Here is a 19,881-nt window from a genome sequence, read left to right on the forward strand (position 1 = left end):
ATACCTGTGGGAGCGGGTTTACCCGCGAATAGGCCATCAGCTTCACCACATAACCTGAAGCTGCCGGCGCAGTGTCTAGTTCAACCTTGCCGCCCGTCAACGCCCACCACTCATACCTTCATCACGCAAATCATTCCTTCGGCTGATTTAGCCGTCACATTGGCGAACTACAGTAGTTCCCAGACTTGTCCGGCCCGCTTTCCAGAAAAGGGATACCCATGTTGCAGACCCGCATCATCAAGCCCGCCGAGGGCGCCTACGCCTACCCCCTGCTGATCAAGCGACTGCTGATGTCTGGCAGCCGCTATGAAAAGACCCGCGAAATCGTCTACCGAGACCAGATGCGGCTGACCTACCCCCAGCTCAACGAGCGCATAGCGCGCCTGGCCAACGTGCTGACCGAAGCCGGGGTAAAGGCCGGTGACACCGTGGCGGTGATGGACTGGGACAGCCACCGCTACCTGGAATGCATGTTCGCCATCCCGATGATCGGTGCGGTGGTGCACACCATCAACGTGCGCCTGTCGCCCGAGCAGATTCTCTACACCATGAACCACGCCGAAGACCGCGTGGTGCTGGTCAACAGTGACTTCGTCGGCTTGTACCAGGCCATCGCCGGGCAACTGACCACGGTCGACAAGACCCTGCTGCTGAACGACGGCCCGGAAAAGACAGCCGAGCTGCCCAACCTGGTGGGCGAGTACGAGCAACTGCTGGCCGCTGCCAGCCCGCGCTACGACTTCCCGGACTTCGACGAGAACTCGGTGGCCACCACCTTCTACACCACTGGCACCACCGGCAACCCCAAGGGTGTGTACTTCACTCATCGGCAACTGGTGCTGCACACCCTGGCCGAAGCTTCGGTGACTGGCAGCATCGACAGCGTGCGCCTGCTGGGTAGCAACGACGTGTACATGCCCATCACGCCGATGTTCCACGTGCACGCCTGGGGCATTCCCTACGCCGCCACCATGCTGGGCATGAAGCAGGTGTATCCGGGGCGCTACGAGCCGGACATGCTGGTCAAACTGTGGCGCGAAGAGAAGGTCACCTTCTCCCATTGCGTGCCGACCATCCTGCAGATGCTGCTCAACTGCCCGACCTCCCAAGGTCAGGACTTCGGCGGCTGGAAGATCATTATCGGTGGCAGCGCACTCAACCGCTCGTTGTACCAGGCCGCCCTGGCACGCGGTATCCAGCTGACCGCTGCGTATGGCATGTCCGAGACCTGCCCGCTGATTTCCGCCGCCCACCTGAACGACGAACTGCAGGCCGGCAGCGAGGATGAGCGCGTCACCTACCGCATCAAGGCCGGCGTGCCGGTGCCGCTGGTGGAGGCGGCCATCGTCGACGGCGACGGCAACTTCCTGCCCGCCGACGGTGAAACCCAGGGCGAGCTGGTACTGCGTGCGCCATGGCTGACCATGGGCTACTTCAAGGAACCGGAAAAGAGCGAAGAGCTGTGGCAGGGAGGGTGGTTGCACACCGGTGATGTCGCCACGCTCGACGGCATGGGCTATATCGACATCCGCGACCGTATCAAGGATGTGATCAAGACCGGTGGCGAGTGGATTTCCTCGCTCGACCTCGAAGACCTGATCAGCCGTCACCCGGCCGTGCGCGAAGTGGCGGTGGTAGGGGTGGCCGACCCGCAGTGGGGTGAACGCCCGTTTGCCCTGCTTGTGGTGCGCGAAGACCAGGTCATCGACGCCAAGGCGCTGAAGGAACACCTCAAGCCGTTCGTCGAGCAAGGGCACATCAACAAGTGGGCGATTCCAAGCCAGATCGCCGTTGTTACCGAAATTCCCAAGACCAGTGTCGGCAAGCTCGACAAGAAACGCATCCGCCAGGACATCGTCCAGTGGCAGGCCAGCAACAGCGCGTTCCTCTCCACGCTGTAACCGCCATGCGGGTCGCGTACTGCAGCGCGCGACCCGCATGCTAGAGGGGTGGAGCCTTGCCAAACGGCAGAAATACGCCATCCTTTAGCACTGCCAGCGCGCAGCCGGGGCAACATGGCAGCGAGTTGGCCGCACGGAGCGCAAATCACACTTTAGAGGGATCAAGCGCCTGTGCCTTGCTGGCTATAGTCGGGGCCAGGGGATTTTCAGGAATGGGGGAGGCGACATGCGCAAGCCGTGTCGCCGCGGGCGCAAGCCTGCAAACCGGTCGCTCGGGCCGTTCTTGAAAGGACTCACTGCCATAACAAAAAAAGTACATGGAGTAGCGTCGATGAAATCTGCAAACCTGTTCTGGCGCCGGGCCAAGTTGCCCCTGGCCGTCAGCCTTGCTTCCACGCTCGCAAGTCCTGCTTTCGCTGTCAGTTTCAACATTGGTGAAATCGAAGGCCAGTTCGACTCGTCGCTCTCCATCGGCGCCAGCTGGTCGACGGCCAACCCCAACAAGAACCTGATCGGGGTGAACAACGGCGGCAAGGGCCTGTCGCAGACATCCGACGATGGCCACCTGAACTTCAAGAAGGGCGAAACCTTCTCCAAGATCTTCAAGGGCATCCATGACCTGGAGCTCAAGTACGGCGACACCGGCGTGTTCGTCCGCGGCAAGTACTGGTACGACTTCGAACTGAAGGACGAAGGCCGCGAGTTCAAGGACATCAGCGACTCCAACCGCAAGGAAGGCGCCAAATCGTCCGGTGCCGAACTGCTAGACGCATTCGTCTACCACAACTACTCCATCGGCGATCAGCCAGGCTCGGTGCGCCTGGGCAAGCAGGTGGTGAGCTGGGGTGAAAGTACCTTCATCGGTGGCGGCATCAACTCGATCAACCCGATCGACGTGTCGGCGTTCCGCCGCCCGGGGGCCGAGATCAAGGAAGGCCTGATCCCGGTCAACATGTTCTACATCTCGCAGAGCCTGACCGACAACCTGTCGGCGGAGGCCTTCTACCAGATCGAATGGGATCAGACGGTCGTCGACAACTGCGGCACCTTCTTCTCCCAGCCAGACATCATTGCCGACGGCTGTACCGACAACCTGCGCGTGCTCAACAGCAGTCGCACAGTGCCGGGGGCGGCGCAGCAATTCCTTGCCACCCGTGGCGTGGACATCAATGAGGAAGGGGTGATGGTGCGCCGCGGCGCCGACCGCGATGCGCGTGACAGCGGCCAGTTTGGCGTGGCAATGCGCTACATGTTCGAGCCGCTGGACACCGAGTTCGGCGCCTACTTCATGAACTACCACAGCCGTGCGCCAATCTTCAGTGCTACCGGGGCCGCGCCTTCAGTGTTCGCCGGCCTGAGCGCATTGCCTGCACAGCTGCGCGCATTGGCACCGCTGATCGTGGCAGGTAACTCCGAGTACTTCGTCGAATACCCCGAGGACATCCGCCTTTATGGCTTGAGCTTCTCTACCACGTTGCCCACCGGGACCGCCTGGAGCGGCGAACTCAGCTACCGCCCCAACGCACCGGTGCAACTGAATACTACGGATATCCTGTTCGCCGGGGTCCGCCCCATTGGCGGTGCCTTGAGCAACGCTTCGCTGCTGACCGGTACGCCGGGGCAGGACTTGCACGGGTATCGCCGCAAGGAGATCACTCAGTTCCAGACCACCCTCACGCATTTCTTCGACCAGGTAATGGGCGCCAGCCGCATGACCGTGGTGGGCGAGCTGGGTGTCACCCATGTGGGCGGCCTGGAGAGCGCCCACGATACCCGCTACGGTCGCGATCCAGTGTTTGGTCCAGGCCCGCTGCCATCCACCGGTGGGGCAAACACCTGTCAGGCCCTGAATGCCAGCACCATCGCAGGCGCTGGTGCCGGTGCCTCCACCGCCAACCTGAGCCGCAACTGCGAGAACGATGGCTTTACCACCAGCACTTCCTGGGGTTACCGCGCCCGAGTCATCTGGGACTACAACGATGTCTTTGCCGGGGTCAACCTGAAACCCAGCGTGGCCTGGTCGCATGACGTCTCCGGCTATTCGCCGGGCCCTGGCGCCAACTTCGAGGAAGGCCGCAAGGCCGTCAGCCTGGGCCTGGACGCCGAGTACCAGAACACCTACACGGCGAGCCTGTCGTACACCAATTTCTTCGATGGCAAGTACACCACCGTGGATGACCGCGACTTCGTCGCGCTCAGCTTCGGCGTGAACTTCTAAGCATTCAGATCCAGGACGACACGACATGAACAAGACCAGAAGTCTGCTGCAAGCCGGTGTGCTGGGCCTGTCCCTGCTGGCGACCAGCGTCATGGCTGCAGTATCCGCCGACGAGGCGGCCAAGCTGGGCAGTACCTTGACTCCGATGGGCGCCGAAAAGGCCGGCAACGCCGATGGCTCGATCGGCCCGTGGGAACCGCTGTCCAAGAGCGCGGGCAGCGTCGACGGCAAGGGCTTCCTGTCCGATCCGTACGGCAGTGACAAGCCACTGTTCACCATCACCGCGCAGAACGCCGACCAGTACAAGGACAAGCTCTCGCCGGGCCAGCTGGCCATGCTCAAGCGCTATCCGGACACCTTCAAGATCCCGGTATTCAAGACCCATCGCGGGTCCACGGTGCCGGCCGACGTGTTCGCTGCCATCAAGGAAAACGCTACCAAGACCACCCTGGTCGAAGGCGGCAACGGTCTGAACAACTTCCGCACGGCTGTACCGTTCCCGATCCCGAAAAGCGGCCTGGAGGTGATCTGGAACCACATCACCCGCTACCGGGGCGGTAGCGTCAGCCGTCTGGTGACCCAGGCAACGCCCCAGCAGAACGGCTCTTTCAACCCGGTATACTTCTCCGACCAGTTCGTCTTCCGCGAAAGAATGAAGGATTACGACCCGAACAACCCGGGCAACATCCTGTTCTACTTCAAGCAGGAAGTGACCGCGCCTGCGCGCTTGGCCGGTACCGTGCTGCTGGTGCACGAAACCCTCGACCAGGTGAAGGAACCACGCAAGGCGTGGATCTACAACGCCGGTCAGCGCCGCGTACGCCAGGCACCACAAGTGTCGTACGACGGCCCGGGTACCGCCGCCGACGGTTTGCGCACCTCCGACAACCTGGACATGTTCAACGGTGCGCCAGACCGCTATGACTGGAAGCTGGAGGGCAAGAAGGAGATGTACATCGCGTCCAACGCCTTCAAGCTCGACGACCCCAAGCTCAAGTACACCGACATCATCAAGGCCGGGCACATCAACCAGGACCTGGCCCGTTACGAGCTGCGCCGTGTATGGCACGTGGTCGCCACCCTCAAGCCGGGCCAGCGGCACATCTATGCCAAGCGTGACTTCTACATCGACGAGGACACCTGGCAGGCTGCGGTGATTGACCAGTACGACGGCCGTGGCCAACTGTGGCGCGTGTCCGAGGCACATGCTCAGCCGTACTACAACGTGGAAGTGCCGTGGTACACCCTGGAGGCCATCTATGACCTGCAGTCGGGCCGTTACCTGGCCTTGGGCATGAAGAACGAAGAGAAGCGCGCCTACGACTTCGGCTTCAGTGCCAGCAAGGCTGACTTCCAGCCAGCGGCACTGCGCCAGTCGGGTATTCGCTAAGTATCGCGCAACCTCGGAGCGCCCCGGCTTGTCCGGGGCGTTTCATTTTCCTGTACCGGCCCCTTCGCGGGTGAACCCGCTCCCACAGGTACTGCACTGGGCTTGAAACCTGCGCAATGCCTGTAGGAGCGGGTTCACCCGCGAAGAGGCCGGTACAGCAATAAAGCTGGTGAATACCTCTCCAAACCCCCGCCCCAGTCGCTGTCCATCAGCTATGTTGCTTTTTGTCGCAGTCTTTTCCAGTGGAATTGCGCCCATCATCTTCAAATGCGTAGCGTTACCCGCTAGTCTCGCAAGCATCCATACCGCCGTAGTCTTCCAACCAGAACGAGCCGGCCATGACAGATCTGTCCCGTACGCATGGATTCACCAGCCAGGCCCTGGGCCTGCTGGACGGGCGTTTCTTCCGGCCGCCCTTGCCGGACGGCCATGTGCCGCGCCTGCTCCTGTGCCAGCGGCTGCAAGCCGGTCTCGGCGGGCGGTTGTTACTGGTCAATGCCCCGGCAGGGTTTGGCAAAAGCTCCCTTGCCATCGAATTTTGCGAAGCGCTGCCCGAGCACTGGCGTAGCCTGTGGCTGGGCCTGAGCCAACGGGATGCCGACCCTGGCCGATTCCTCGAACGCCTGCTCGAAGGCCTGCAGCAGTATTGCCCGGCGCTGGGCGGCCAGGCCATGGGCCTACTGAAAATGCGCCAGCGCCACCAGCCGTTCGCCTTCGAGGAATGGCTCGACGGCCTGCTCGACGAGCTGGCGCTGTACCTGCAAGCAGATACTCCCTTGTTGCTGGTGCTGGACGACTATCACCTGGCCCAGGGGCCGGTGCTCGACCGCTGCCTGCAGTTCTTCCTCAATCACCTGCCCCCCGGCCTGGTGCTGCTGGTCACCAGCCGCCAACGCCCGGATTGGCACCTGGCGCGCCTGCGCCTTTCGCGGCAACTGGTCGAACTCAACGAGCAGGACTTGCGCCTGACTACCGAAGAATCACTGGCGGTGATCGGCCGCCAACCCACCGGCCTGCGTGGCCAGGCCCTGGACAACCTGATCCAGCGCAGCGACGGTTGGGTGGCAGGGTTGCGTTTCTGGCAACTGGCGGCCAGCGAGTCCGCTGACGAGCAGGCGTTGCCCCAGGCCTTGCATGGCGGCGAGGGCCTGATCCGTGACTATCTGCTGGAAGAAGTCATCGACATGCTGCCCGCCGATGTGCAGGCCTTCCTGTACGAAACGGCCTGCCAGGAACGTTTCTGCGCCCCGCTGTGCGATGCCGTGCGCGGCCGCCACGACAGTGCCGCGATCCTGCGTTTCTTGCAGGCGCACCAGGTGTTCCTGGTGCCGCTGGACGAGCATGGCCACTGGTTCCGCTATCACCACCTGTTCTCCGACCTGTTGCGCAGCCGCCAGGCCAGCGAGCCGCTGGCCGACCTGCAGTTGCGAGCCTGCCGCTGGTTCGAAAGCCAGGGCCTGCTGGACGAAGCGGTGGAGCAGGCCCTGCGCGCCGGTTACCTCGATGTCGCTGCCGACCTGGTGCAGAGCCTGTCCGAGGAGCAACTGCTGGCCGAACAGAACGTCGGCATGTTGCTGCGCTGGAAGATGGACCTGCCCGACAGCCTGCTTATCAGCACGCCGCGGCTGATCGTGCTGTACAGCTGGGCGTTGGGCCTGGCGTGCCAGTTGGACGCGGCCGAGGACCTGGCGGGTTATCTCAGCCGTTTCCTGCCCGCGCCTTCGGCAACCGCGCAAAAGTCCATGCTGGCCCAGTGGCTGGCGCTGAGTGGTGTTATCGCCCGTGGCCGTGGTGATCGCGAGCGCACCCTGGCTTATTGCGGTGAAGCGCTGCAGAGTTTGCCGAGCAAGCGTTATGGCCAACGCCTGGTGTGCCTGTCGACGCTGTCCAACCTGGCGATTGCCGATGGCGATTTCTGGCGGGCCCGCGGCTGGAACCGCGAGGCGCTGGAGTTGGCCCAGCGTGTCGGCAACCCATTGTTCGAGGCCCTGGCCCATTACGACCGGGCGCGGGTGCTGCATGCCCGTGGCGAGGTGTTGCGCGCGCTGGACGAAGTACGCCAGGGGTTGCAGCGCCTGCAAGGGCTGTCAGCACAGCGGCTTTATGCCGTGCGCGCCCGCCTGACGCTTTACGAGGGCTACCTGCTGGTGTCGCGTCTGCAGCCGTCCCAGGGTCGTGCCCGTTTACGTGCTGGGCTGGGCGAGGCGCGGGCCTGCCGTGATATCAGTGTGCTCATCGGCCACTGTGTGATCGCCACGCTCGATGGCCGAGAAGGGCACTTTGCCGAGGCCTTTGCCGAACTGGCCGAGGCCGAGCGGCTGATGCACATCTGGGATGTACCGCCGGTCTACTATCTGGCGATGATCACCCTGGTCAAATGCGAGTTGTGGTTGGCCCAGGGGCGCATCGACCTGGCCGAGTCCTGGCTGCTGCGCCTGGGTCAGACCTATGGCGGCGAGCAACCGGCGGCGGCCCCGGAGTTCCACCCGTTGCTGCCGTTGCACATCGCCTTGCAGCAGGCATCCCTCGAGCGTATCCAGTCGCGTAGCGCGGATGCGGCGCAACGGCTGGCAGGTCTGGTCGAGCGCGGCCAGGCCAGTGGCGGCATGATGCTCAGCGTCAGTGCCCTGTGCCAGTGGCTTGGCTTGTTGCTGGGCGAAGGTCGGGAAGAGCAGGCCACCCAGTTGTTGCCACGGTTGCTGGCGGCAGCCCATGGCGGCGTGCTGCAACCGTTCCAGCCTTTGCTGGAGCAGCACCCGCAGTGGCTTCTCGAACAGCTCCAGGCAGTTGCCGCCTGCCCGGTGCAGGCCGAGTTGCTCAAGCGCCTGCCGCAGATACCAAGCGCCAGCATCGGCAGCGGCGAAGCCCTGAGTAGCCGCGAGTTGGCCGTGCTCGAGCTGATTGCCCAGGGTTGTTCCAACCAGCAGATCAGCGAGCGGTTGTTCATTTCCCTGCACACGGTGAAAACCCACGCCAGCCATATCAACAGCAAGCTGGGGGTGGAACGGCGTACCCAGGCGGTGGCGAAGGCCAAGTCCCTGGGGCTGCTGGTGTGATATTGGCCCAGCAAGGTCTTGCTCGTTGAAGTGATGGCTCGAGGCCGTGGCTCGTGGCCGCCAGTGCTCTACCCTCATCTTTCCCGACCAGCTGCCGATACAGCTATCGGTGGCATCGCCTCGCGCGATTTTTCAATCATTCCAAGGCAGGTCGTGTTGATGCTGCAGTACGGGCAAAAGAGCTTTCTGATCGTCGACGACTTTACCGACTTTCGTACGTCGACCCGTTCCATGCTGCGCGAACTGGGCGTGCGTGATGTGGACACCGCCGACAGCGGCGAGCAGGCGCTGCGCATGTGCGCGCAAAAGCGCTATGACGTCATCCTGCAGGACTTCCACCTGGGCGACGGCAAGAAGAACGGCCAGCAGGTGCTCGAAGACCTTATCCTCGACAAGCACATCAGCCATGAGTGCATATTCATCATGGTCACGGCCGAGAGCAGCCAGGCCATTGTCCTCAGCGCCATCGAGCACGAGCCTGATGCCTATTTGACCAAGCCGTTCAACCGAGTTGGCCTGGCCCAGCGTGTCGAGAAACTGTACCAGCGCAAGACCCTGCTCAAGCCGATCCTGCAGGCCCTGGACCGCAATCGCCCGGCCGAAGTGCTGGCTGCCTGCGCCGAGCTGTGCAAGCGCGACCCACGCCTGGCCCCGCTGTGCCTGCGCTATCGGGCAGATGCCTTGCGCAACCTCAACCGCTTCGAGGAACTGGAGAAGTTCCTCAAGGCCATCCTGGCCAGCCGCCCGCAGCCATGGGCCTACTCGGCGTTGGGCAGCCTGATGCACAAGCGTGGCCAGAATGCCCAGGCCCAGGGCGTGTACGAGCAGGCGCTCAAGGCCTTCCCGATCATGCCGGGCCTGTACGATGGCATGGCCGAGGTGCTGGTGGCCCAAGGCGAAACCAGGCGTGCGCAGAACATGCTTGAAGAAGCCGTGCGCCTGTCGCCGCTGTCGGTGCGCCGGCAGTCGACGCTGGGCAAGCTGGCGTTGGAAAACGAAGACTTCGAGAGTGCCTCGAAGGCATTTCGCCATGCGGTGAATCAGGGCCAGAGCTCGCGCTACAAGGACGCCGAGAACAACCTGGGCCTGGTGCAGGCGCTGATGAGCAGGAATGCCGGTTTTGGCCTGGATGCGCGCACACGGGTCGAGATCAACAGCACACTCAGCGAAGTGGCCAAGGAAAACCCCGAGGACCAAGGCCTGCAGGTGCGTGCCCGCATGATGAAGGCCGCCAGCCTGCAGCAGGCCGGCGATCCCGAAACGGCTGCAAAGCTGACCGAACAGGCGATCCAGCGTCTGGACAAGATGAACCAGTTCTTCTCGGTCGATTCGGCTCTGACCGTTGCCGTGCAGTTGCAGGCGATGGGGCAGGAAGCTGCTGCCATCGGCGTGCTGAAGAGCTGTGTGGAAAGTTATGGCGACGACCCCAAGGTCATGGAGAGGGTCGGCAAGCTGACGGACGACCCCAGCGTGCTCAACGCCATTACCGAAGCTGTCACCCTCAATCGCCAGGGTGTGCGCAGTTACCAGGGAGGGCAGCTCGGCGAGGCATTGCAGCTGTTCCGCAAGGCGCTGGGTTTGCAGCCGAAGAACATCAGCATCGCCCTCAACACTGCCCAGGCGCTGCTGCGCATCGGCGGAGACAACCCTCAGCCCGCGATCATGCAGGAGTGCCGCGACGCCCTGACCAGCGTGGCCGGCATCCCCGCCAGCGACAACCGCTACGACCGCTACCGCAAACTGCACATCCGAGTGTTCGGCGCATGAATCAAGACAACCTGGGGCTGGATTTTTCCACGGTGATCGCCTCCACCGTGCACGACCTGAAGAACTCCCTGTCGGCGCTGATCCAGTCCCACAACCAGTGGATGCAGCGCTTGCCCGAGGAACTGCGCGGTGGTGCCGAGCAAGGGGTGATGGAGCATGAGTTTCGCCACCTCAACGGCATGCTGGTGCAGTTGCTGGGGTTGTACAAACTGGGCGTGAACCAGTTGCCGGTGTGCCCGGACTACCACGAACTGGACGATTTCATCGAAGCCCAGCTGGCGGCACACGAGGAAGTGCTCAAGCACAAGGACATCCTTGCCACCTGGCGCATCGACACCGACAACCCGCTGGGCTTCTTCGACCGCGAGCTGGTGGCCTCGGTGATCGCCAACGTGATCACCAACGCCACCCGCTTCGCCGCGCATGCCTTGCTGATCACCATCGAAGAGGCAGACAACCAGTTGGCCATTTGCGTCAACGATGACGGCCCGGGTTATCCACAGCGGATGCTCGAACGCCAGGAAGAATTCATCCAGGGTATCGACTCGACCAGCGGCAGTACCGGCCTTGGCCTGTATTTTGCGGCGCGGATCGCGGCACTGCATGAAAGCGGCGGGGTGCGCGGGCGGATCGAGATCTCCAATGGCGGCGCGCTTGGGGGTGGGTTGTTCAGGTTGTTTTTGCCTTGAAACTGACAAGGATTGCGTTTCAAATTTTTGCAGCTGGAAAGTAGGTTCCCAAGGTGATGTAGGGCATTTCCTTCTTGAGGTTGCAGGGCTTTTGTCCATACCGGGCAAATGACAGTGTAGATACGACGTCTCTACATTTCGCTTGCAATCATTTGGAGGGTTTCTACTATGTATCTACCTTGGGAGATACTCATGCAGATCAAGATTCAACAGTGGGGTAACAGCGCCGCGATTCGCTTGCCGGCTGCAGTGCTCAAGCAGATGCGTCTCGGAGTCGGCTCTACCTTGAGCCTGGATACCGCGGGTGAGACCATGGTGCTCAAACCCGTCAGGTCGAAACCCAAATACACCCTTGAAGAGCTGATGGCTCAGTGCGATCTGGATGCACCGGAGCCAGAGGACATGGCCGACTGGAACGCGATGCCACCAGTAGGGCGTGAAGTGTGAAACGGGTGAAGTTCGCCAGGGGCGATATCGTCTGCATCAATCTCGATCCGACTGTTGGACGGGAGCAGCAGGGTGCCGGGCGACCTGCGCTGGTGCTCACTCCCGCTGCGTTCAATGCGTCAGGCCTGGCTGTGGTAGTGCCGATCACTCAAGGTGGCGATTTTGCCAGGCATGCGGGTTTCGCCGTCACGCTCAGCGGTGCGGGTACGCAGACTCAGGGCGTGATGCTCTGCAATCAGGTGCGCACAGTCGACCTTGAAGCCAGATTTGCCAAACGCATAGAGTCGGTACCCGAGGTCGTCATCCTTGATGCACTGGCTCGCGTACAGACCCTCTTCGATTAACCGGTTCCCGTATTCCCTATGCAGAATCCATCGTCAGCGCTCATCCGCGAAACCTTCCCCGTAGGCCCCCTGCAGTGCAACTGCACCCTGATCGGCGACCCGCTGACCAAAAAGGCCATCGTCGTCGACCCGGGCGGTGACCCGGACAAGATCCTGGCCCGCCTGCAGGCCCACGGGCTGACGCTGGTGAGCATCATCCACACCCACGCGCACTTCGATCACTTCCTCGCCTCGGGCAAGCTCAAGGAGCTGACCGGCGCCACGCTGCACCTGCACAAGGACGACCAGTCGCTGTGGGACAACCTGGAAATGCAGTGCCAGATGTTCGGCGTGCCCTACACTCCGGTACCCGCGCCAGACCGCTGGCTGGGGGATGACGAGGAGCTGGCCTGTGGATGTGGAGTGGCCTTGCATACGCCAGGCCACACGCCAGGCTCGATGAGCTTCTGGTTTGCCGACGCCAAGCTGCTGATCGCCGGCGATACCCTGTTCCGCCGGGGCATTGGCCGTACCGATTTGTGGGGTGGCGACCAGCGGGCCATCGTCCGTTCCATCAGGGAGCGGCTGTACCGGCTGGACGAGGAGGCCATCGTGGTGACCGGCCACGGGCCTGATACCCGCCTGGGTGACGAAATGCGCGAGAACCCCTTTGTGCGTGCCTGATGGCACATGAAGGCACTTTCACGGAATTTTTCGGCGCCGATGCAATCCAAGGCTGGCATAGATCCCTTTATGATCTGTCGCATTCATGAATTCAGTAGGAGCTTGTCCATGTTCACCATGCGTCGTCTGATTATCGTCGCAACCGCCGCTGCCCTGATGACCGGCTGTGCCGGCCAGAACCCTTATGACAGCCAAGGGCAGGCGCAGGGCTCCACCGGGATGAGCAAAACTGCCAAATACGGCGGCCTGGGCGCGCTGGCCGGTGCTATCGCCGGTGCCGCCATCGACCACAACAACCGTGGCAAGGGCGCACTGATCGGCGCTGCTGCCGTGGGTGCCGCTGCAGCCGGTTATGGCTACTACGCCGACAAGCAGGAAGCCGAATTGCGCGCGCAAATGGCCAATACCGGTGTGGAAGTTCAGCGCCAGGGTGACCAGATCAAGCTGATCATGCCGGGCAACATCACCTTCGCAACCGACTCGGCCAACATCGCGCCAAGCTTCTACTCGCCGCTGAACAACCTGGCTGGCTCGTTCAAGCAGTTCAACCAGAACACCATCGAAGTGGTCGGCTTCACCGACAGCACTGGCAGCCGCCAGCACAACATGGACCTGTCCCAGCGCCGTGCGCAGGCGGTCAGCACCTACCTGACCTCGCAGGGTGTGGATGCCTCGCGTATCACTGTACGTGGCATGGGCCCTGACCAGCCGATCGCCAGCAACGCCGACGCCAATGGCCGTGCGCAGAACCGCCGTGTGGAAGTGAACCTGAAGCCGATTCCGGGTCAGCAGTATGACCAGGGGCAGGTTCAGCAGTAAGGCATCAATCCTGGGGCCGCTTTGCGGCCTATCGCCGGCAAGCCAGCTCCCACAGGTACTGCACAAGGCTCAAGGGCTATGCAAATCCTGTGGGAGCTGGCTTGCCGGCGATGGGCTGCAAAGCAGCCCCAGCTTTTAGCCCCCCACGCTGGCCTGGATCGCCGTCAGGGCAATGGTATGCACGATATCGTCAACCTGAGCCCCGCGCGGCAAGTCGTTCACCGGCTTGCGCAACCCTTGCAGCATCGGCCCCAGGCTGACCCCGTCGGTGCTGCGTTGCACCGCCTTGTGGGTCGTGTTGCCGGTATTCAGGTCAGGGAACACGAATACCGTCGCCCGCCCGGCTACCGGGCTGCCCGGCGCCAGGTCCCGTGCAATCGCCGGGTTGGCCGCCGCGTCATACTGCAACGGCCCGTCGATCAGCAGCTCTTGCGCCGCGCCTTGTGCCAGGCGGGTCGCTTCGCGCACTTTCTCGACTTCCTCGTCGCTGGCCGAATCGCTTGAATAACTGATCATCGCCACCCGTGGCGCGATGCCGAAGGCCTGCGCCGATTCGGCACTCTGCCGGGCGATCTCGGCCAGTTCGACAGCACTCGGGTGCGGGTTCATCACGCAGTCGCCGTACACCAGCACCTGCTCGGGGAACAGCATGAAGAACACCGACGACACCAGGCTCGAGCCCGGTGCGGTCTTGATCAGTTGCAGTGCCGGGCGGATGGTGTTGGCGGTGGAGTGCACCAGGCCCGAGACCAGGCCGTCCACTTCGTCCAGAGCCAGCATCATGGTACCGATCACCACCGGATCCTCCAGTTGCTGCTCGGCCATTGGTGCATTGAGGTTCTTGCTCTTGCGCAGCTCGACCATCGGCTCTACATAGCGCCCGCGAATTACCTCGGGGTCCAGGATTTCCAGGCCCGGCGGCAAGGTGATGCCCTGGGCGCGGGCCACGGCGTCGACATCCTCGGGCTTGGCCAGTAGCACGCAGCGGGCAATGCCGCGGGCCTGGCAGATGGCCGCTGCCTGCACCAGCAGCGGCTCGGCGCCTTCCGGCAGGACGATGCGCTTGTTGGCCTGCTGCGCCCGCTGGATCAACTGGTAGCGGAACACGGCTGGCGACAGGCGCAATTCACGCGGCGTGCCGCAACGCTGGTGCAGCCAGGCGGCGTCGAGGTGGCTGGCGACGAAGTCGGTGATGAATTCGGCGCGCTCGCGGTCGTCCACCGGTATCTCGCGGTTCAGCGAGTTGAGCTGGTTGGCGGTGTCGTACGAGCCGGTACTGACCGAAAGGATCGGCAGGCCGGCCTGCAGGGCACCACGGCACAGACCAAGGATACGCGCGTCAGGTTTGCTGTCGCTGGTCAGCAGCAGGCCGGCCAGCGGGACGCCGTTGATCGCCGCCAGGCTGACGGCGAGGATGATGTCGTCGCGGTCGCCCGGTGTCACCACCAGGGTACCCGAGGTGAGCAGTGGCACCGTGTTGGCAACGGTACGCGCGCAGATGATGATCTTGCTCATGCGCCGCTGTTCATAGTCGCCGGCATTGAGCACCTGGGCACCGAGCAGGTCGGCCACATCGCGGGTGCGCGGGGCGTTCAGTTCAGGCTGGTAGGGGATGCAGCCCAGCAGGCGGAAGTCGTTGCCGCGCAGTAGTGGCGAGTGCTCGCGCAGGCGGGTGGAAAAGTCCGCCATGCTTTCGTCGGTGCGCACCTTGTTGAGGATTACCCCGAGCACCTTCGGGTCGCGCGGGCCGCCGAAAAGCTGGGCCTGCAGTTCGACCCGGCCGGACAATTCGCTGAGCACTTCGTTTTCCGGCGCCGATACCAGTATCACCTCGGCATCCAGGCTCTTGGCCAGGTGCAGGTTGACCCGCGCCGCATAGCTGGCGTGGCGCGTGGGCACCATGCCCTCGACCACCACCACGTCGTTGCCGATGCAGGCTTGCTGGTAAAGGCGGATGATTTCTTCGAGCAACTCGTCCAGCTGGCCATCGCCGAGCATGCGCTCGACATGGGCCAGGCTCAGCGGCACAGGGGGCTTGATGCCGTGGGTACGGGCAACCAGCTCGGTGGAGCGCTCGGGGCCGGTGTCACCCGGGTGAGGCTGGGCGATCGGCTTGAAGAAGCCGACCTTCAGGCCGGCCCGCTCCAGGGTGCGCACCAGACCCAGGCTGATGGAAGTCAGGCCGACACCGAAATCGGTCGGCGCAATGAAAAATGTCTGCATGCGTGCTTCTCGAAATAAGCGGTGCAAGAAATTAACGGCCAAGGGTAGCGCTATCGGCCCCTTGTGCGCACCAGCCGCAAGCGAAAGGCTGGCCGATGCGCTGCGCGCGTTGGGCCGGGTCGAGCACCCAGGGGCGCGCCTGCCACGGCGGCTGGTGGCGCAGGTGCTGGGTGTGGCCGCAGGACAGCTCGGCCACCCAGTGGCCCTCTTCGTCCTGGTGGAAGCCGGTGATCCGACTGATGGGCCGTTGCTCGTCCGCGGTGCGTTCGCAATCGGGCGATGGCTTGGTTACACTTGTCCGCTCTACATACTTTTGCAAAAGGTCTTGCCCCATGCTGATCGCCGCCAACAAGGCTGTCTCCATCGACTATACCCTGACCAACGACGCCGGGGAGACCATCGACAGCTCCGCCGGCGGTGCACCGCTGGTTTACCTGCACGGTGCCGGCAACATCATCCCGGGCTTGGAAAAAGCCCTGGAAGGCAAGCAGGCCGGTGACGAGCTGAACGTTTCCATCGAGCCGGAAGATGCCTACGGCGAATACCTGGCCGAGCTGGTCAGCACCCTGAACCGCAGCCTGTTCGAAGGTGTCGACGAACTGGAAGTGGGCATGCAGTTCCACGCTTCGGCGCCGGATGGCCAGATGCAGATCGTCACCATCCGCGACATCGACGGCGACGACGTGACTGTCGACGGCAACCACCCGCTGGCCGGCCAGCGTCTGACCTTCCAGGTCAAGGTGGTCAACGTTCGTGATGCCAGCGACGAAGAAATCGCTCACCGCCACATCCACGGTGAAGGTGGCCATCACCACTGATTTTTCTGCGCTAAGCTCAGAAAGTCGCCAGGCGCTCGGGCAAGCCGATTTGCCTTCCTACGGGAGGTGGACGGTTTGGACGAGCGCCTTTTTAGTGGGCGTAATTCGCCTGCGCGGCAACCGGGAACCTGAGAGGGGATTCATCATGAGTGCTTTTCACGACCTGAAACTGGACGCGTTGAACGGCGGGGAGCTGCCCCTCGCACCGTTCAAGGGCCAAGTGGTGCTGGTGGTCAACGTTGCCTCCAAGTGTGGTCTCACGCCGCAATACAAGGCCCTGGAGAACCTCTACCAGAATTACAAGGACAAGGGCTTCAACGTGCTTGGCCTGCCGTGCAACCAGTTTGCCGGGCAGGAGCCTGGCAGCGAAAAGGAAATCCAGGAGTTCTGCAGCCTCAACTACGGGGTGAGCTTCCCGCTGGGTGCCAAGCTGGAGGTCAACGGGCCGCAGCGCCATTCACTGTACCGATTGCTGGCGGGTGAGGGGGCGGAGTTCCCGGGCGACATTACCTGGAACTTCGAGAAGTTCCTGGTGGGCAAGGACGGGCGGGTGCTGGCGCGTTTTTCGCCGCGCACTGCGCCGGATGATCCTGCGGTGGTGCAGGCTATCGAGAAAGCCTTGGCCTGAAGCGCCTGACTCGGTCTCTGTAGGAGCGGCCTTGTGCCGCGAATGGGCCGCGAAGCGGCCCCAGGCATTCGGCATCATGGCAGCCATCGTGGGCCGCGCTGCGGCCCATTCGCGGCACAAGGCCGCTCCTACACAGATCGCGTAGCACCTAGCCTCGAAGCTGGCGAAGTCGCAGCCTGGTTCCGGGCTGCATGCAGATACCCCTCAAACTGCTCGACAATCCCTGGCCATCCCTGGTGGCTGGCATGCTTTCGCGCATTCAGGCGCACCCGCCGTAACGTCTCTTCTTCCTCCAGCAGCCAGCAGGCTGCATCGATGAACGCCGCCTGGTCCCCCGGCATGGCCAGCGCACCGCTATGACCATGGCGAATATGCTGCGCGGCGGCCGCCTCGTCATAGGCGACCACCGCCAACCCCGAGGCCATGGCTTCGAGTACCACATTGCCAAAGGTTTCGGTCAGGCTCGGAAACAGGAACAGGTCACCGCTGGCATAGTGTTCGGCCAGCACCTCGCCACGCTGGGCGCCGCAGAACATGGCATCCGGTACCTGCTGTTCGAGGGCGGCACGCTGCGGGCCGTCACCCACCATGATCAGGCGCAGGCGTTTGTGTGGATAAGTTTTCTGCAGTGCCTCCAGGCTTGGGCGCAGCAAACCCAGGTTCTTTTCTGCCGCCAGCCGCCCGACATGCAGTACGGCGATGTCGTCCGGGCCGAGCCCCCAGCTTTCCCGTAATGCGGGGCTGCGCCGGGCCGGGTTGAACAGGCAGGCATCGACCCCTCGGGCCAGCAGTTCCAGGCGTTCGAAGCCACGGCGTTCGAGCTCCAGGCGCTGACTGAGGCTGGGTACCAGGGTGATTGTCGTGCGCCGATGGAACCAGCGCAGGTAGTTGGTAAGCAGGCGCGTCAGCAGGCCCAGCCCGTACTGGCCGGAATACTGCGGGAAGTTGGTGTGGAAGCCACTGACCACAGCAACCCCGAGGCGCCGGGCCGCGCGCAGTGCACTGAGCCCAAGCGGCCCCTCGGTGGCGATGTACAGCACATCCGGGCGCTGTCGACGCCAGCGGCGCAACAGCTTGTGCATCGAAACCTCGCCCCACTGCAAGCCCGGGTAGCCAGGCAGTGGCCAGCCACGGCACAGCATCAGGTTCGGGTCGCTGTGCCGCGGTGCTTCTCCGGCCTGGCGTGGGCGCACCACTTCGATCTCATGGCCGCGTTGGCGCAACCCCTCGCTGAGGCGGCCAAGGGTATTGGCCACGCCGTTGATCTCGGGTGGGAAGGTTTCGCTGACCAGGGAAATGCGTAGGGCGGGTGTATTCATGACAAAAAGTTTCCGCCTGCTGGATTGCGCCAATGTGACTGCGATGTGACGTAAAGATGACGCCTGCTCGCCGACGCGTATGTCCACGTGAATATTTCATTGCAGGGCACTCAAGCGGGGGCATCGGCAGCCGATGAAGATGCATTCGACTACCCGATTCGCTCCAGGAGAGCGGTGATGTTCAACAACAAGCTCAAGCAAGAAATCCGGCAGCTTCGCGAAGACCTGATGTCCATAGAACAGGTCAAGAATAGCCTCGACAGCGAGATGCTGGTACTTCAACTCGACCCTCAGGGACGGATCGAGATGGTCAATGCCAACTTCGAGAGCGAGATGCTTTACCGTGGCGAACAATTGCTTGGGCGCAATATCGAGGACATCGTCCCCGCCCATGTGAAGACGCTGGATTTCCACCAGCGCATGAAGGGCGCAATCAGCCGCGGTGAACACCTGAACGGTGCATTCCGCCTGCTGCGTGGCAATGGCCAGGAAGCCTGGCTACGTTCGATCCTGCAGCCGGTCAAGAACAGCGAGGGGCGCATCAAGTATTTCACGCTGCATTCCAGCGACCTTACCCGCACCATCGAGACCTCCCGCGAGCACGAAAGCCTGATCAAGGCCCTGATGCGCTCCACCGCGGTGATCGAGTTCGATCTCGATGGCACCATCCTCACTGCCAACGACCGGTTCCTGGGCGCTGTCGGTTACCGCCTGGAGCAGATCCGTGGCAAGCATCACCGCATCTTCTGCGAGCCGGAGGAGGCCAACTCGGCCGGCTACCAGGCGTTCTGGGACAAGCTGCGCCGTGGCGAGTACGTTGCCGAGCGCTTCAAGCGTATCGATGCCCACGGCCGGGTAGTCTGGCTGGAAGCTTCATACAACCCGATTTTTGATGCCCATGACGTGCTGTACAAGGTGGTGAAGTTCGCCACCGTCATCACCGATCAGGTCAACCAGGAGCAGGCGGTGGCCGAGGCGGCGGATGTCGCCTACAACACCTCGCTGGGTACCGATGCCAGTGCCCGCAAGGCTACCGATGTGGTCACCCAGAGCGTCAGCGTGATGCGCGGGCTGGAAGCGTCGATGCAAGAGGCGGCAGAGGGTATCCAGGCACTGGATACCCAGTCGCGGGTGATCGGCTCGATCATCAAGACCATCAGCGACATTGCCGGGCAGACCAACCTGCTGGCGCTGAACGCGGCCATCGAAGCGGCCCGCGCTGGCGAACAGGGGCGTGGGTTTGCCGTGGTTGCCGATGAAGTGCGCCAACTGGCCTCGCGCACCAGCACCGCCACCGAGGAAATCGCCCGCGTGGTACAGCAGAACGAGCAACTGGCCCAAGCGGCAGTGGCGATCATCGACACCAGCAAGCGCCAGGCCGAGCAGGGCCTGGCACTGGCGGACGAGACAGGGAGCGTGATCGTCGAGATTCAGGATGGTGCGAAGCGGGTGGTGGATGTGGTGGGGCAGTTTTCCAGCCAGTTGAGTCTTTGATATGGCCTGAGGTTTGTAGCGCCTATGCAGTCGAGCCCCCGCCCAGATGGGGCTCGATCTCAGGCACGACAAAGATCCCCAACCTTGTCCATGTTGCCGGCCGAA

Annotated in this window: 16 protein-coding genes and 1 pseudogene; 14 read left to right on the forward strand and 3 right to left on the reverse strand. The window is 62.9% G+C overall.

Annotation, left to right across the window (positions count from 1 at the left end):
• Nucleotides 1-218 precede the first annotated feature (218 nt).
• The 10 genes from WM94_RS20550 (at nt 219) to WM94_RS20595 (ending at nt 13,294) form a co-directional block, all read left to right on the forward strand.
• On the forward strand, nt 219-1,901 hold the full coding sequence (locus WM94_RS20550; protein ID WP_061552004.1) for a fatty acid--CoA ligase: 1,683 nt from the start codon (nt 219-221) through the stop codon (nt 1,899-1,901).
• A 331-nt stretch (nt 1,902-2,232) separates the two neighbouring features.
• A complete protein-coding gene (locus WM94_RS20555; RefSeq protein ID WP_039613806.1) occupies nt 2,233-4,119 on the forward strand; it encodes a DUF1302 domain-containing protein in 1,887 nt (628 codons plus the stop codon).
• A 25-nt stretch (nt 4,120-4,144) separates the two neighbouring features.
• On the forward strand, nt 4,145-5,509 hold the full coding sequence (locus WM94_RS20560) for a DUF1329 domain-containing protein (protein ID WP_013970939.1): 1,365 nt from the start codon (nt 4,145-4,147) through the stop codon (nt 5,507-5,509).
• A gap of 338 nt (nt 5,510-5,847) precedes the next feature.
• The gene (locus WM94_RS20565; protein ID WP_061552005.1) at nt 5,848-8,565 is read left to right on the forward strand and encodes a LuxR C-terminal-related transcriptional regulator; all 2,718 of its coding nucleotides are present in this window, start codon (nt 5,848-5,850) and stop codon (nt 8,563-8,565) included.
• Nucleotides 8,566-8,724: 159 nt separating this feature from the next.
• Nucleotides 8,725-10,332, forward strand: a complete 1,608-nt coding sequence (locus WM94_RS20570; RefSeq protein WP_015268960.1) for a tetratricopeptide repeat-containing response regulator — start codon at nt 8,725-8,727, stop codon at nt 10,330-10,332.
• On the forward strand, nt 10,329-11,021 hold the full coding sequence (locus tag WM94_RS20575; protein ID WP_061552006.1) for a sensor histidine kinase KdpD: 693 nt from the start codon (nt 10,329-10,331) through the stop codon (nt 11,019-11,021). Before WM94_RS20570 ends, WM94_RS20575 begins: the two co-directional genes overlap by 4 nt.
• A gap of 168 nt (nt 11,022-11,189) precedes the next feature.
• Nucleotides 11,190-11,468 (forward strand): AbrB/MazE/SpoVT family DNA-binding domain-containing protein, encoded by a 279-nt coding sequence (locus WM94_RS20580; protein ID WP_003259615.1) that lies wholly within the window; start codon nt 11,190-11,192, stop codon nt 11,466-11,468.
• On the forward strand, nt 11,465-11,812 hold the full coding sequence (locus WM94_RS20585) for a type II toxin-antitoxin system ChpB family toxin (RefSeq protein WP_061552007.1): 348 nt from the start codon (nt 11,465-11,467) through the stop codon (nt 11,810-11,812). The genes WM94_RS20580 and WM94_RS20585 overlap by 4 nt, the downstream gene beginning before the upstream one ends.
• An 18-nt stretch (nt 11,813-11,830) precedes the next feature.
• Nucleotides 11,831-12,475: an MBL fold metallo-hydrolase gene (locus tag WM94_RS20590; protein ID WP_013970945.1), complete on the forward strand. Its 645-nt coding sequence runs from the start codon at nt 11,831-11,833 to the stop codon at nt 12,473-12,475.
• Between the two features lie 108 nt (nt 12,476-12,583).
• Complete coding sequence (locus WM94_RS20595) at nt 12,584-13,294, forward strand: OmpA family protein (protein ID WP_015268963.1); 711 nt, start codon at nt 12,584-12,586, stop codon at nt 13,292-13,294.
• Between the two features lie 135 nt (nt 13,295-13,429).
• On the opposite strand, the gene pta is transcribed toward WM94_RS20595, so the two are convergent.
• Both pta and WM94_RS20605 read right to left on the reverse strand, forming a co-directional pair.
• Nucleotides 13,430-15,517: a phosphate acetyltransferase gene (gene pta / locus WM94_RS20600; RefSeq protein WP_061552008.1), complete on the reverse strand. Its 2,088-nt coding sequence runs from the start codon at nt 15,515-15,517 to the stop codon at nt 13,430-13,432.
• Between the two features lie 31 nt (nt 15,518-15,548).
• Nucleotides 15,549-15,851, reverse strand: coding sequence for a DUF3565 domain-containing protein (locus WM94_RS20605; protein WP_015268965.1), 303 nt, complete (start codon nt 15,849-15,851; stop codon nt 15,549-15,551).
• Here WM94_RS20605 and WM94_RS20610 point away from each other — a divergent pair.
• The gene (locus WM94_RS20610; RefSeq protein WP_003259610.1) at nt 15,850-16,335 is read left to right on the forward strand and encodes a peptidylprolyl isomerase; all 486 of its coding nucleotides are present in this window, start codon (nt 15,850-15,852) and stop codon (nt 16,333-16,335) included. The genes WM94_RS20605 and WM94_RS20610 overlap by 2 nt on opposite strands.
• A gap of 145 nt (nt 16,336-16,480) precedes the next feature.
• Nucleotides 16,481-16,963, forward strand: coding sequence for a glutathione peroxidase (locus tag WM94_RS20615; RefSeq protein ID WP_015268966.1), 483 nt, complete (start codon nt 16,481-16,483; stop codon nt 16,961-16,963).
• A gap of 128 nt (nt 16,964-17,091) precedes the next feature.
• On the opposite strand, the gene WM94_RS20620 is transcribed toward WM94_RS20615, so the two are convergent.
• Complete coding sequence (locus WM94_RS20620) at nt 17,092-18,282, reverse strand: glycosyltransferase family 1 protein (protein WP_061552009.1); 1,191 nt, start codon at nt 18,280-18,282, stop codon at nt 17,092-17,094.
• 267 nt (nt 18,283-18,549) lie between these two features.
• Between WM94_RS20620 and WM94_RS31180 the strand changes: the two are divergent.
• Both WM94_RS31180 and WM94_RS31185 read left to right on the forward strand, forming a co-directional pair.
• Nucleotides 18,550-19,236 (forward strand): annotated as a pseudogene (locus tag WM94_RS31180) (PAS domain-containing protein); the annotation flags it as partial.
• Between the two features lie 129 nt (nt 19,237-19,365).
• Complete coding sequence (locus WM94_RS31185; protein WP_371264036.1) at nt 19,366-19,776, forward strand: methyl-accepting chemotaxis protein; 411 nt, start codon at nt 19,366-19,368, stop codon at nt 19,774-19,776.
• The last annotated feature ends 105 nt before the right edge of the window (nt 19,777-19,881 follow it).

This window comes from Pseudomonas sp. ABFPK, from assembly GCF_001586765.1.
Classification (GTDB): domain Bacteria; phylum Pseudomonadota; class Gammaproteobacteria; order Pseudomonadales; family Pseudomonadaceae; genus Aquipseudomonas; species Aquipseudomonas asiatica.